12 protein-coding genes and 1 pseudogene are annotated in these 13657 nt (G+C 37.5%); 10 read left to right on the top strand and 3 right to left on the bottom strand.

The genetic code is table 11. The annotated features are described in order from the left end of the window. The first annotated feature begins 275 nt into the window (after window positions 1–275). The 3 genes and pseudogenes from CDG56_RS12835 (at window position 276) to CDG56_RS12825 (ending at window position 2465) form a co-directional block, all read left to right on the top strand. Window positions 276–748, top strand: a pseudogene (locus CDG56_RS12835) (YfiR family protein). Between the two features lie 5 nt (window positions 749–753). Continuing rightward, window positions 754–1977 carry a diguanylate cyclase domain-containing protein gene (locus CDG56_RS12830; RefSeq protein WP_087548093.1) on the top strand — a complete coding sequence of 408 codons (1224 nt, stop codon included), beginning with the start codon at window positions 754–756 and terminating at the stop codon, window positions 1975–1977. A gap of 8 nt (window positions 1978–1985) precedes the next feature. Beyond that, on the top strand, window positions 1986–2465 hold the full coding sequence (locus tag CDG56_RS12825; protein ID WP_087548092.1) for an OmpA family protein: 480 nt from the start codon (window positions 1986–1988) through the stop codon (window positions 2463–2465). Between the two features lie 48 nt (window positions 2466–2513). On the opposite strand, the gene CDG56_RS12820 is transcribed toward CDG56_RS12825, so the two are convergent. Beyond that, complete coding sequence (locus CDG56_RS12820; RefSeq protein WP_087548091.1) at window positions 2514–3524, bottom strand: metallophosphoesterase; 1011 nt, start codon at window positions 3522–3524, stop codon at window positions 2514–2516. Between the two features lie 168 nt (window positions 3525–3692). Between CDG56_RS12820 and CDG56_RS12815 the strand changes: the two genes are divergently transcribed. Next, window positions 3693–5258, top strand: a complete 1566-nt coding sequence (locus tag CDG56_RS12815; protein ID WP_413772787.1) for a phospholipase D family protein — start codon at window positions 3693–3695, stop codon at window positions 5256–5258. 22 nt (window positions 5259–5280) lie between these two features. Here CDG56_RS12815 and CDG56_RS12810 read toward each other — a convergent pair whose 3' ends face one another. Next, window positions 5281–6087, bottom strand: coding sequence for a lysophospholipid acyltransferase family protein (locus tag CDG56_RS12810; protein WP_087548089.1), 807 nt, complete (start codon window positions 6085–6087; stop codon window positions 5281–5283). A 404-nt stretch (window positions 6088–6491) separates the two neighbouring features. Between CDG56_RS12810 and hflX the strand changes: the two genes are divergently transcribed. The 5 genes from hflX to CDG56_RS12785 all read left to right on the top strand — a co-directional run bounded on the left by hflX (window position 6492) and on the right by CDG56_RS12785 (window position 10120). Next, a complete protein-coding gene (gene hflX / locus CDG56_RS12805; RefSeq protein WP_046738402.1) occupies window positions 6492–7820 on the top strand; it encodes a ribosome rescue GTPase HflX in 1329 nt (442 codons plus the stop codon). A gap of 43 nt (window positions 7821–7863) precedes the next feature. Then, window positions 7864–8226 (top strand): hypothetical protein, encoded by a 363-nt coding sequence (locus CDG56_RS12800; RefSeq protein WP_004660470.1) that lies wholly within the window; start codon window positions 7864–7866, stop codon window positions 8224–8226. Between the two features lie 12 nt (window positions 8227–8238). Further along, window positions 8239–8907, top strand: a complete 669-nt coding sequence (locus CDG56_RS12795) for an LrgB family protein (protein WP_005156147.1) — start codon at window positions 8239–8241, stop codon at window positions 8905–8907. A gap of 86 nt (window positions 8908–8993) precedes the next feature. Beyond that, window positions 8994–9437, top strand: coding sequence for a DUF2147 domain-containing protein (locus tag CDG56_RS12790; protein ID WP_162620852.1), 444 nt, complete (start codon window positions 8994–8996; stop codon window positions 9435–9437). Window positions 9438–9673: 236 nt separating this feature from the next. After that, window positions 9674–10120 carry a DUF2147 domain-containing protein gene (locus CDG56_RS12785; protein WP_005156153.1) on the top strand — a complete coding sequence of 149 codons (447 nt, stop codon included), beginning with the start codon at window positions 9674–9676 and terminating at the stop codon, window positions 10118–10120. 61 nt (window positions 10121–10181) lie between these two features. On the opposite strand, the gene CDG56_RS12780 is transcribed toward CDG56_RS12785, so the two are convergent. Beyond that, the gene (locus CDG56_RS12780) at window positions 10182–12365 is read right to left on the bottom strand and encodes a carboxy terminal-processing peptidase (protein ID WP_004660463.1); all 2184 of its coding nucleotides are present in this window, start codon (window positions 12363–12365) and stop codon (window positions 10182–10184) included. A gap of 240 nt (window positions 12366–12605) precedes the next feature. Here CDG56_RS12780 and nagZ point away from each other — a divergent pair, with 240 nt between their 5' ends. Next, window positions 12606–13625 carry a beta-N-acetylhexosaminidase gene (gene nagZ / locus CDG56_RS12775; protein WP_087548088.1) on the top strand — a complete coding sequence of 340 codons (1020 nt, stop codon included), beginning with the start codon at window positions 12606–12608 and terminating at the stop codon, window positions 13623–13625. Window positions 13626–13657: the final 32 nt, after the last annotated feature.

Below are 13657 nucleotides of genomic sequence, written 5' to 3'. Positions count from 1 at the left end.
ATCTAGCCAAATCCTTGTTTCTCAACAAGTTTTTATCTGCATCACCGCCGATGGATGTGCATTCTACACCATTCCTCTCCCAACACAACCCCCTTTCCTAATCTTTTTATTTAAGTGGACGTTTTTTAGACTAACTCAGTTACTTTTTGTCTATTTTCTTTATCGATAAGAACTTTTTTTAAACAATTAAGTTAAGTAGAATGTATCTCTTGCTTCAAACTTTTTGGCATTTTTGATTGAAAATACGGTTTATTATTAAAAAAGTACAATTACTGTTGCTTTTAGCCTTGATCGCTACGAGTCAGATTTGTTACGCCATTTCAAATCATAATTTTTATGAATTAGCATTAACTATATTGAGTTATAGCAAGTGGTCGAATACATCTCGCCCAATTATTTGTGTAATAGATAATGCTGAGGCTTCGAGGCAATTTCAATCCAATATTAAACAACTTGGGTATGATTATCAGGTACAAGCTGTTAATTCAAAAGATTTTAAAAAACAGAATGTCATGTTGTGTATTTCTCAACAACAACACCGCAACAACAACAAAACTTGATTCAAGCTTATCCATCGCGTTCATTACTGTCATTAAGCATTAATAATCCAGCATGTGAAATTGGCAGTATTTTCTGTTTATACAACAAAAAGACCTCTTCTACATTTAAAATAAATCTAGATGCTTTGAGTTACTCCAAAGTTCATATCGACCCCCGAGTCTTAATCTTGGCGAAGAATACGGAGTAATTAAAGTGATTTCGAATTTATATCAATCTACTTCGCTACATGCTTTATTCCGTAAATCTCAATTTACGATTTTTGCAATTACTTTTTTAATTTGCTCTTGTACTTTTGCAACAATTTCCATATTCACAATGGAAACGCACGCCAAACAAAATTTACAACTATTAAGTCAAACGCTACTTGAACGAATCCAGCCCGCTGTTGTCTTCAAGGACAAAGGAGCAATTGATCAAATTTTAGCGGACTACACAACAGAACATGCGATTCGTAGTATTCATGTTTATGTTCCAGAGCATCAATTATTAGCAGAAAGTACCAAGCAAATCGACCACACATCATTTTTACAAAGCGTATTAGATAAATGGTTTCTACATGATCCAATTAAACTGACGGTTATTCATCATAAGAAACAAGTCGGCGAATTAGTTTTATATGGCAGCTCAGAAAATATTTTACATTTCTTAAAAACCATCATTATTGGTCTAGCCATATCAATGTTTTTTATTGTGATTGCACTGTTATGGTCGGTTAATCTTACCTATCGCCAAATCATGCAAGCGATCAAACCATTAACCCATATTGCTCAATTAGTGAGTGACCAAAAAGCTTACAACTTACGTTTTCCAAATAACCATATTAAAGAGTTTCAAAATCTGAATACGGTATTTAATGAGCTCTTAGAAGAAATACAAGTTTGGCATACTCATTTACAGAAAGAGAATCTCCAACTTTCATTTCAAGCTCGCCATGACCAGCTCACAGGTTTAGCTAATCGACACTATTTTTATGAAGAACTACTCAATATTTTTAAAAATAATCAATTTCGTCACAATTCAGCACTAATTTTCATAGATAATAATAAGTTTAAAGCAATTAATGATCATTATGGTCATCTTGCTGGGGATGCGGTATTAAGAGAAATGGCAAATCGATTAATGCAGTCTGTCAGACAAGAAGACTTTATTGCCCGTTTGGGTGGTGATGAATTCGCAATCATTTTGCATACCATCCATCATTCTGATCATTTACAAACAATCGCTGAAGGTTTACTAGCAAGTTGTGATGAGCCTTTGGATTTTAACGGTCAACTTATCCATTTTAGCTTTAGTTTAGGGATTGCTTTTTCACAGTTTGCAGACAATCCAGATGATTTAGTCATGCAAGCAGATCAAGCAATGTATAAAGCTAAAAATTTAAATCCACATTGGTTTCTTTATAAACCAGAAATTTAGGACATGTTATGCGCACTCACACTTTCAAGATCTCCTTTGTAGCGTTACTCTGCCTAACATTGGCTGGCTGTTTAAGTTTTGGTTCTTTGAAATATCGTCAAGTCAAAATGCTTAAAAAAGAAGGTTTCATTTTAACAGAAGAAGGTTGGAGTCTGGGTCTACCTGAACGTTTACTTTTCGACTTTGACCAAGCAGATATCAAACCTGAACATCAAAGAGAAATCGTTCGTCTTGCCAATCAATTGAACAAATATGATCTGCAAAAATTAAAAGTTGTGGGTCACACTGATGATATTGGTAATCCTGAGTATAACCAGAAATTGTCTGAAGAACGTGCTCAAAGTGTTTCTTCGATTTTCATTCATCAGGGTTTCAAACCCAATAATGTCACTGTGATTGGTCGTGGTGCAAGCCAACCTTTCGTACCAAATACGTCTGACGAGAACCGCGCGAATAACCGCCGAGTTACGATTATTATTATTCCTTAGGTTGTAATTTTTTAAAAAAGCCAACTATTTAAAGTTGGCTTTTTTAATTTATATGAGTTCAATAATATCAATCGTCGGTGGAACTCGAAAGCGAAATGGAACGCCAACCATTCCAGTTCCAACTGTTACAAATACATCAGCATGTTCATGTGTATAAAAACCTTTTTTGTGCCCTAAGATAGACACTTTTTTCATAATATACGTTGTAATCCAAGGAAGTTCTATTTGCCCTCCATGTGTATGACCAGCCAGCATTAATGGTCGTGTAGGTAATGCTGGCACCATATCTACTGTATCAGGGTTATGAGATAAAATGAGCCATGGTTTATCTTGTGGTAAGTCTGGCATAAATCGCATATTTGCTTTACCCGCCCATAAATCACCAATTCCAATTAAGCGAAACTCATCAAAATCGATAATCTGCCCTTCTATATCAATCACATTATTCTGCTCTAATGCATCTTTTAACAATGTCTGTATAGGTGGACCAGGATACTGCTCATCATGGTTACCGGGGACAGAATATACAGGGGCATGAATTTGTTTTAGTACTGAGAGTTCCTGAATTAAGCGATTCTCAGGTTCATAAGTCCAATCACCTGCAACCACTACAATATCTGGTTTAGCTTCATTTAACTTTTTAACAATGCTTTTTAATTGACGTTCATGACCAGAAAACAATCCCACATGCATATCTGCAATCAAGGCCACTTTAACTGGTTGAATAAAATCACGATCCGGATTTAAACGGTATTGATGATGTTTAACATGAACCATATGTGGTTCAATAAATCGTGCATAAATCAATATGCTCGTTAAAAGGAAAACAAAAATACTTTCATGTAAACTGTAAAACTCAGACCAACCTGCATACAAGCTAAAAAACCAGAGAGGAACTAACAAATAAGAAAGATAAAATGTAGCTAGATGTACAAAAGCTTTAAAAGGATGAATCGTTTCAGTTCTTGCTTGATGAGTCCATGCCTGAGCGAATGCCCACAAGGCTAGAACAATAAAAATAATATAGAAAATTAATATAACTGTGTCCGAATTCGACATTACCACTCTCATTAATCTGACATTAGGGCATACATCGCATCTCATATTTATAATTTTTGATGAAATGCTATACTCAAGTCCAACTTTTAATCAGTAAAGATTATGACGCAATTTTCTCATCTAAATCGTAAACATACAAAAATAAGTACAACTACTTACAATAAAAGTATGCTTGCGATTTATTGCAGTATTGCGATCACAATCACAGGATGCAGCACACTACCTAAACATAAAATAGAGCCAATACAACAATCTAACATTCAACAATTAGAAATAAATCAGACAACTTTGGCTCAGATCATTCAGCCTTTAGAACAACAAAATCCTGGATTGACGGGTTATCACGTTTTATTTGAACCCCTAGAAGCGTTAGCAGCACGACTACGTTTAATTGATAAGGCCGAGAAAACCTTAGATTTGCAATATTATATTTGGGACAATGACAAAGTAGGTGCTCTTGCTTTGCATGCGCTGATTCGCGCAGCAGATCGTGGTGTCAAAGTTCGATTACTTATTGATGATAACAATGCAAAGAAAACTGAAGGAATCTTCTTAGCTCTGGCACAGCATCCAAATATTGAAGTTAAATTATTCAATCCCTATCGTTTTCGCAAATACCGTGCGCTTGATATGATTTTAGATTTAAAACGTATCAACCGCAGAATGCATAACAAAAGTTTTATTGCAGACCAACAAGTTGCCTTGATTGGTGGACGTAATATGACGAATCAATACTACAACGTGAGTGATAACTATCAGTTTTCTGATGTCGATGTGATGTTGGTAGGCAAAGCGGTCAATGACATTTCACAATCTTTTGACGAATACTGGAATCACAGTTACGCTTACGATGTAAGGGAAATTGTCAATCAAAATGCTCATCGCTTAAGCTATGAGAGCCTAAAACAGCAACTTGATGAGCATTATAAGAGAGCAACGGTACAGAATTTTCTTGACCTGACTGGCAACTCACAGGCAATTGATTCAATTATCAGTCGGGATATTCCTTTAAACTGGGTAAAAGCTGAGGTTGTAAAAGACTCTCCTGACAAAATTAAATCAAAAGCAAAAAAACAAGAACACCTTAATTTCCAATTGATTAACCATTTAGAACAACCTGAAAAAAATATTGACCTCATCTCGGCTTATTTTGTCCCTGAAAAAAAGGGGGCTAAAATTCTCAATGATCTTGCAAAAGATGGAATCGAGGTTCGAGTGCTCACAAACTCATTTCAGGCAAATGATGTCGCAGTTGTTCATGCATTTTATGGAAAATATCGTCAAGATTTACTGGAACATGGTGTACAGCTATATGAGTTCCTCCCAGCCTTAAATAAAAATGATCTCGATAAACATACTGAAGAACTCGCGAAGAAAGCAAAAGTAAATATCAAAGGACTAAGCCGTTCCAGTTTACATGCCAAACTGATGGCGCTAGATGAAAAGCAAGTTTTTATTGGTTCATTTAATTTTGATCCACGCTCTGCTTATCTGAACACTGAAATTGGCGTGCTTTTAGATAGCCCACCTTTAGCGCAAGCTGTTCATGCGACTATGGATCAAAATCTAAGTAAATATGCCTATAAATTAGTGTTAGATGCCAATAAAAAAATTACATGGCGACGTGAAACACCACAAGGTCCTGTCATCTATACAAAAGAACCTCGAATGAAATGGTGGCAAAAGGCAGGACTGAAAATTATTTCATGGCTGCCAATTGAAGGCTTTATGTAATTTAAAGCGAGTATTGTTATGGCTAAGTATTTAAAACTTTGCTTTGTAACTCAAGCAGCCCTGCTCGCATTTGACGATCAACTTCTTTAGTTAAGCTATCTACCGTATGGCCTGTTACAGGAATTGCAGGTAGGGTCAATAAATGAGCGGTAACTTTTGGCATTTCTAAAACACGTTGCACATGTTCTGCAAAAGACATTTCACCAATAAATGGTGCGACCAGATCTAATTCACCTTGTTGATTGACATAGCAAATCACACAAATTTGAACTGGACGTTGCGCGTCAATCGCAGCACCCAATAAGCGCCCATGTACTTTTTTGACCTGACGACCATCTGTGGTTGTGGCTTCTGGAAAGAACAAAACTGGAATATCTTGTTTTAAAAATTCTGTAATTTGTTCTTTTATTCGGATCGAGTCACCAGAACCACGCTTAATAAATAAGGTTCCACCGCCTTTTGCTAGATTACCCAAAATAGGCCATTTTTCGACTTCTGCTTTTGCTAAGAAGAAAATACGTGCTCCAGAGCCAAGTACAGCAACATCTAACCAAGAAATATGATTACTCACCCAAAGCGCTGGTTCTCGTGGAATAGTGCCATGAATCTGAACTTCGATATTAAAAACTTCGCATAAACGGCGGCAAAAATACTGAACATAACGCGTATTCGTTGGATTATTCGGGTCTTTGTATAAACCGTGTCGATAAATGAGATAAAAACCTTCACCAATTGTTTCTAGACCTGAGGCTAATTTTTTACTATACAAGCTCAATTTAGAGATGAAATTTAATGGTGTGTTATTTGCTGCTGTTGCTTCTTGAGTCATAAATCATTAAAACCGTACGCATGTATGCACATTACATTGAACTAGCTCACTTATATCATGCCCGTATCTATTTATAAAAGTTACCACCATGAGAAAAAACGAATGTGAATATAATTATTTTCAATTTTAAAAGGTTTTTAAAATTAAATATCATAAATAAATCGAATTAATAAATTAAGAAGTCATATGATGAATCCTCAACACACAACATCTCATAATCAAGTGAATATTCCTTATGGCTATGCTTTAAGAATGTTTTTGGGTTGGTCAATTTTATATATCGGCACACTCGTTGGTTTTATCAAACTTCTTCACCATCACATCATATAAATCCATGAAGCCTTTGCCCTTTGCTTGAAGTTTATTCTAGAATAAGGCTTCAATACTCAGGATATGATAACAGCGTGGAATTTTTTGAGCGGCAACAAGGTGGTGAACGAGCAATTTTAGTCAGTGTTTCTGTGCAGTTACTCGATGACCTTGATGCTGAAGAGTTTCGATTGCTCGCTCAATCCGCTGGTGCTGAAATTCTTGAGCATATTTCTGTACAAAGAAATAAGCCAGACCCTAAATTTTTTATTGGCTCAGGCAAAGTTGATGAAATTGCAGAATTAGTTCAGCAGCTAGAAGCTGAATTAGTCATCTTTGATCACTCTCTTTCACCAGCTCAAGAACGTAATTTAGAAAGAATCTTAAAATGCCGTGTGATTGATCGCACAGGGCTTATTTTAGACATTTTCGCACTCCGCGCACGGACACATGAAGGTAAATTACAGGTCGAGCTCGCACAGCTCAAACATTTATCTACTCGTTTAATTCGTGGTTTTACAGGTAATTTAGAACAACAAAAAGGTGGGATTGGTCTACGTGGGCCAGGTGAATCACAACTTGAAACTGATCGCCGACTCATCAAAGTACGTATTACCCAACTGAAAGACAAATTGGTTAAAGTTCAACAGACGCGTTTACAAGGTCGTGCCGCACGCCAAAAAGCAGCAATTCCAACGATTTCTTTGGTTGGTTATACCAACGCCGGTAAATCGACACTGTTTAATATTTTAGCCCAAAGTGATGTCTATGCAGCAGACCAACTTTTTGCAACACTCGATCCAACCTTACGTCGTCTAGAATGGGATGGTATTGGTACTGTCGTACTCGCAGATACTGTTGGATTTGTGAGAAATTTACAGCATGATTTGGTTGAATCTTTCAAAGCGACCTTAGAAGAAACACTAGAAGCGACCTTACTTTTGCATGTAATTGACAGCAGTAGCCCTAACATGCCTGAACAAATCGAAGCAGTGGAATCTGTGCTGAAAGAAATTGGAGCCGATGCACCGATTCTTCATGTTTACAATAAAATTGATCTCAGCGGTGATACGGCAAAAATCATTTATAAGGCAGCAGATTTACCTGATCGCGTTTATGTTTCTGCGCATTCTGGGCAGGGATTAGATTTATTAAGCCAAGCTGTTCAACAATGCCTGATGGGACAGTTACAACATTTCGACTTAGTTCTCAAACCTGCTTACGGTAAACTACGCACACAACTTTATACACTCAATGTCATTCAAACTGAACAATATGATGAGCAAGGTGATTTGCATTTATCAGTTTGTATTGCTCCACAAAAATTGCATCAACTGATCAAACAAGCACACCTACCATTAGATGAAATTCTTGGAAACCAAGCAGCTTTATTTCACAGGCCTTTGGAAGAATTTGAAAAGTAAGCATCAATGTAATAATCGTTCATAAGTGAGAGTTAGAAAAAAGATGAAAGAAATTGATTGGACAGCTTGGTTTTGCACGATTCTATTAATTATTGTATTTCGTGAAGGCGCTGTTGCTATTACCACGGTCTTTCATCATCCAGAATTAGGTAATCTCGTCGGACTGATCAGCTTACTTGCAACTTTATTAATTTGGAGAAGATTTAGAAAAATCTCCAATCGTCTTATAGATACCAACAACAAAATCATGAAAGAAAGTGCTTTTGCATTTTTGCCAATCTGTGCTGGCTCTTTGATCATGTTGGTACATTTAGGCAAAGAAATTCCAATCTTTTTATTTGTCTTAACCTTGAGTACTTTATTGCCATTGTGGATTTACGCCAAAATGGCAAAACGCTGGTTATAGGAGTTCATGAATATGTTAATGGTTATATATGGATTCGTGATTACCTTAATCAGTTATCTCATCGCAAAACCTTTAAACAAAAAAATTCCACAGATTCCATTAATTGTTTTTGCGATGTTTATTGTGATCGGACTACTCGCAATTTTGGGTATTCCTTATGAACAGTACATGAATAATGTGAATGGTGTCTTTAATCATTTGCTTGGTTATGTGACTGTCGCTTTGGCAATTCCACTGGCTGCAATGCGTTATGATGATTTACCAATTAAATCGATGATTGGCATTTTGTGTTTTGCAAGTATCAGTGCAGTTGCATTGCCGATGGGGCTTGCATATTTATTACACATGTCAGAACCAACAATTATGGCTTTTGCAACCCGAGCTGTAACGACGCCAATTGCTCTGAATATTGCCACACTATTACACGCTCCTCTGATGATGGTATCACTGATTGTGATTTTATCTGGAGTCATTGGCGCCGCATTTTCTCCGTGGATTTTAAAACATATCCATGATGAACGGGCTTCAGGCTTAGCTTTAGGTTTGGCAGCTCATGCAATTGGTACAGCACAAGCATGGCAGCGAGGTCCTGTTACAGGTCGTTATGCCGCTTTTGGTATGGCTGTGAATGGTGTGTTTACTGCTATATGGCTACCCACTTTTATTTTGTCTCTTTCTTAATTTGTCACAGAAATGTCAATTTATATTGAACTAGTTGTCAAAAATCCTACATAATGGGAGTTCAAACGTTAAAAGGATTTTTAATGATGGGAAAACAATTATTCGGTGCGTTGATTTTATCTGTAATGAGTAGTCTAAGCTTTGCAGAAGATATTACAGGTATGTGGCAAAGTATCGATGACAAAACTGGTGCACCAAAAGCTTTAGTCGAAATTCGTAAAGAAGCGAACGGTACTTATGCGGGTAAGATTGTAAAGATTACTCCACGTGCGGGTTACACACCAAAAGAAACGTGTGTAGACTGCCCAGCACCATATACCAATAAACCTATTTTAGGCTTAGACGTGATGACAGGCCTAAAACAAGGTGAGGGGCTGAACTATGTTAATGGTCGTATTCTAGATCCAAATTCTGGCAAAGTTTATAGTATGAAAGCAAAATTAAGTTCTAATGGCAAACGCTTACATTTGCGAGGCTATGTTGGCGTATCTGCATTAGGTCGTAATCAAATTTGGCTTCGCGATGAATAAATTTTAAAACGACATAATCACGCCGACCATCTATATTGGATCAAATTGATCACGGTTTAGCACTATAAAACACCTTTATTTCTTTCAGAATTAAGGGTGTTTTTTTATTAAACTTTAAAAAAATTCCTTGAAATTTCAATTATTAAAAAAATACACAATTGTAAAAGAATAATTGAATCTAGGATTAAAAATCCGAAATAATAGAGAGACAATAATAGTGGCTGAGTAGCTTAGACATGTACACAAAACTCATTACGTTTTTCTTCTTATTTAGTCTTAGCCATCTGACTTTCGCACAAGATATCGTAGGTACTTGGCAAAGCGTTGACGATGTAACAGGAGCGCCTAAAGGACAGGTTGAAATTATCAAAGAAGCTGATGGAACTTATATTGGTAAAGTTATTAAAATTACCCCGCGAACAGGTTATACACCAAAAGAATTCTGTACGGGTTGCCCTGCTCCTTACACGAACAAACCCATCTTAGGCTTAAATGTAATTACTAAGCTGAAGTATAAAAAGGATTTGTCTTATGCAGATGGAAAAATTTTAGATCCAAACACTGGTCGTATGTATAGTCTCGCAGCAAAGTTAAGTAACAATGGACAAAGGTTACATTTACGAGGTTATGTTGGCGTATCAGTATTGGGTCGTAGTCAAATCTGGATTCGTGTGAATAACTAAAAATCTAATCAATAAAAAAGCCCTCAATTTAAGGGCTTTTTTATATTGCTATAACTGTAGTTTAATGGCTTTGTAACTTTGCGTAGTCAATCAAAACATTTGCAGCTTCTGTAATAAAGGTTTCTTCTTCAGGCAATGCTGGTCGTGCATAAGCTTTCATTTTGGCACGTGACTCAATTAATGCATCAATCGAAGCCTGATAGCTTTCCCAGTTGGCGTAAGGTGCCTGACCTGTCGCTATACGACGCTGATTTTCAGCATTGAGTGTTTGCTTTTCTAAATCAATTAGCTCAGCTCGACGTTGAGCAATATCTAACTCAACTTTCTTCTGATCAGAACTTTTTTGTGCGATCAGTTTTCGAGCTTCTAAATAATTAAATTGTGAATCAGCTTTCACCCGCTGTTCAGAAGATTGGGTAAGCTTAGCAATATACGGTTGCACAGAACCTTCGCGCTTGAAAGGAGCTGTTGGAATGGTATCCCATTTCAATGCATTTTTAGCTTTACGCTCACCAAACTCTTCATTGTAAATATCAACAAGTTTGATATCAGGAATCACGCCTTTGTTCTGCGTACTTCCACCCGTGACACGATAGAATTTGCGTTGAGTTAACGTTGCCTGACCATGTGCTAAGGAGTCTAACTGAACCTGAGCGGTGCCTTTTCCTGTCGTGGTACTACCTATAATAATACCGCGCTCATAATCTTGGATTGCCGCAGAATAAATCTCACTCGCAGATGCAGAGGCTAAGTTAACAAGCACTGCCATTGGCCCAGCATAAATTTGCTCTCCGCCATCAGTGTCTTCAAAGACATTCACATTGCCATTGCCATCCCGAATTTGTACAACTGGACCAGATTTAATCACCTGACCCAGCATACGAGCAACTTCTTCTAATGAACCACCTGGGTCATTACGTAAATCAACCAGAACACCTTCTACTTTCTGTGCTTTGAGCGATTCAAATGCTTTTGCTGTATCTTCTGAAACTGAACGATATTCTGTACCAGCTCGACGTGAACGATAATCAAAATAGAAAGATGGAATTTCAATCACACCGAAAAGATGTTTTTTCCCATCACGTGTAATTTCAACTGTACGTGAGCGAACACCCGCATCCTCTTCCTGAATCACATCTCGGACTAAACTCACATTACGTGCTTGGCTCATGGAAGCACCCGCACCGAGTAAGCGAACCGTTACTTTAGTTCCACGCTTACCACGAATCAATCCAACAATTTCTGAACTCGACCAACCAATGACATCAATCATTTTTTCGCCGTCTTGGGCAACGCCAATGATTCGATCTCCTGATTTGATTTGACCAGATTTACTCGCTGGCCCACCTTCAACAATGGTTTCAATCTTGGTGTAATCTTCATTGCCTCGTTCTGGGCGAATAGATACCCCAATGCCTTCAAGTTGCAATGTGGTCTGGCGATTTAACTCCATCGCATCAATAGGAGGGTAATAATTACTATGTGGATCGTAAGTTGCCAACATTGCATTTAATGTTTTATCTAAAACATCATCGCTCTTTACACGACCAATACGTTCAAGCTGGCGCGTATAACGTTTTGTCAGCGTTTGTACTGGTGTTAAATCTTCTGGACCAGTTAAATCCTGACCATTTGCAAGCGATGGATCAGCCTTCAAAGCCTTTTGCTTCGCTTGCTCTTCTTCTTTGCTAATCGTTAAATTAATTAGCTGAGACACCAACATTCTCTGCCAATGTGCTTGTTGCTCGGCAGACGTCTGAAAATAAGGCGCTTTTTCGCGATCAATATCAAGGTAAACACCCTTTTGCTGTAAATTTTGTGGCTTCTTCAATTCAGCCAACATAAATTCGTAGAATTGTTTCAAGCGTTCACGATATTGGGCATGAATCGCAAAAGGTCCAGTTAGGTTTCCTGCTTTTAATGAGCTACCAAAATTTGAACCATATTTATTTTTATATTCTGAAACTTCACTGCTCAGAAATAATGAATGATCTGGATCTAAGCTGTCCAAATACATATCTAAAATACGATTTGATGTCGCAGCATCTAAACGCATATTCAGATAATGCTGACGATCAACTAATGTTGCCAACTGACGTGCGACCAATGCTTGTTCTTGTGATGGCTTGATCACGGTTGAAACAACAGGAGCTTCCGTTGCCGCAAATGCCTCATTCATTGTATGAGAAAAAAATAAACCACCAGTCGCGATTGCAACTGCACACGCTATCATTTGAAGTTTCATAAAATTTTGGTACTTCCTTGGATATGGCAATTATTACATGCTAGTACAATCAATATGAACATATTTCATTCAATATTTTTACCAAACTGAAGTACAGGTTAATCATTATAAATAAATGACCAACAAGCACTTATCATCAATATCATGTAGTTTTATCATATTCTGTACTGACAAAATGTAGCAAATCATTGCACAATTTAGCTATCGCTTTTTTTACATCAAAATTCAAATGGAATCTATATGATCGGCGCATTGATGCTAGACGTTGCTGGCACAGAACTTACTCAAGAAGATATTGAACTATTACAAGCTCCGCAAGTCGGTGGCATGATTTTATTTGCACGAAATATTGAGTCTCCTCAACAAGTTCGCGCTTTAACTGACCATATGCGCCAAGTCCGTCCAGATATTCTGATTGCTGTCGATCAAGAAGGTGGGCGTGTTCAACGTTTAAGACAAGGCTTCACCTTGTTACCTGCAATGGGGCGACTTGGTGAACATTATGTACATCATCCCGAACAAGCAATTGAGTTAACCCAACAGTGTGGTTGGTTAATGGCAACTGAAGTTCTCGCTGTAGGTATCGATTTTAGTTTTGCTCCAGTCTTAGATCTCAATGATATTAGTGATGTGATTGGTGATCGAAGCTTTGCTAAAAATATGCAAGACATCGTTCCACTGGCTGATGCCTTTATGCGTGGAATGAAACAAGCAGGCATGGCGACAACTGGAAAACATTTCCCTGGACATGGTTCTGTAAAAGCTGATTCACATGTCGCTGCGGCGATTGATAGTCGCTCATATCAAGAAATTTACGACAAAGATATGCAAAGCTTTATCAAATTAATGCCTCAACTTGATGCTTTAATGCCTGCGCATGTGATTTATGATCAAGTCGATCCAAACCCTGCTGGCTTTTCTTCATTTTGGCTGCAAAATATCTTACGTCAGCAGTTCAAATTTGACGGCGTTTTGTTCTCTGATGATCTCAGTATGCAAGCTGCATGTGTTGCTGGTGGTGCTGATGCACGTATTCAAGCGGCATTAAATGCGGGTTGTGATATGGGATTAGTGTGTAATGATCGAACAGCAGCATGTACAGCTTTAGATGGCATTCAAAAATTGGCTTTACCAAATCAACAACGTCTAGAGCGTATGCGCGGTAAAATTCCAAACATCCAAGTAGGCTCGACACTAAATTTAGATGAAAGTTGGCAGAACGCAAAAAAAGTCATTGAAGACTTTAAGAATTCGTTTTAACTTGCCAATAAGCAAAAGATGATTTAACACAC

It is taken from the genome of Acinetobacter sp. WCHA39 (assembly GCF_002165385.1).
Lineage (GTDB): Bacteria > Pseudomonadota > Gammaproteobacteria > Pseudomonadales > Moraxellaceae > Acinetobacter.
The sequence above is the reverse complement of the archived record's forward strand: the minus strand, read 5'-3'. Positions and strand labels throughout refer to the sequence as shown.

Excerpts from the sequence above, each read along its gene's own strand:
- CDG56_RS12785 (WP_005156153.1), top strand. The coding sequence starts at position 9,674 with ATGTACACAAAACTCATTACGTTTTTCTTCTTATTTAGTCTTAGCCAT.
- CDG56_RS12795 (WP_005156147.1), top strand. The coding sequence starts at position 8,239 with ATGTTAATGGTTATATATGGATTCGTGATTACCTTAATCAGTTATCTC.
- nagZ (WP_087548088.1), top strand. The coding sequence starts at position 12,606 with ATGATCGGCGCATTGATGCTAGACGTTGCTGGCACAGAACTTACTCAA.
- CDG56_RS12810 (WP_087548089.1), bottom strand. The coding sequence starts at position 6,087 with ATGACTCAAGAAGCAACAGCAGCAAATAACACACCATTAAATTTCATC.
- CDG56_RS12780 (WP_004660463.1), bottom strand. The coding sequence starts at position 12,365 with ATGAAACTTCAAATGATAGCGTGTGCAGTTGCAATCGCGACTGGTGGT.
- CDG56_RS12825 (WP_087548092.1), top strand. The coding sequence starts at position 1,986 with ATGCGCACTCACACTTTCAAGATCTCCTTTGTAGCGTTACTCTGCCTA.
- CDG56_RS12800 (WP_004660470.1), top strand. The coding sequence starts at position 7,864 with ATGAAAGAAATTGATTGGACAGCTTGGTTTTGCACGATTCTATTAATT.
- CDG56_RS12790 (WP_162620852.1), top strand. The coding sequence starts at position 8,994 with ATGGGAAAACAATTATTCGGTGCGTTGATTTTATCTGTAATGAGTAGT.
- CDG56_RS12820 (WP_087548091.1), bottom strand. The coding sequence starts at position 3,524 with ATGTCGAATTCGGACACAGTTATATTAATTTTCTATATTATTTTTATT.
- CDG56_RS12815 (WP_413772787.1), top strand. The coding sequence starts at position 3,693 with ATGCTTGCGATTTATTGCAGTATTGCGATCACAATCACAGGATGCAGC.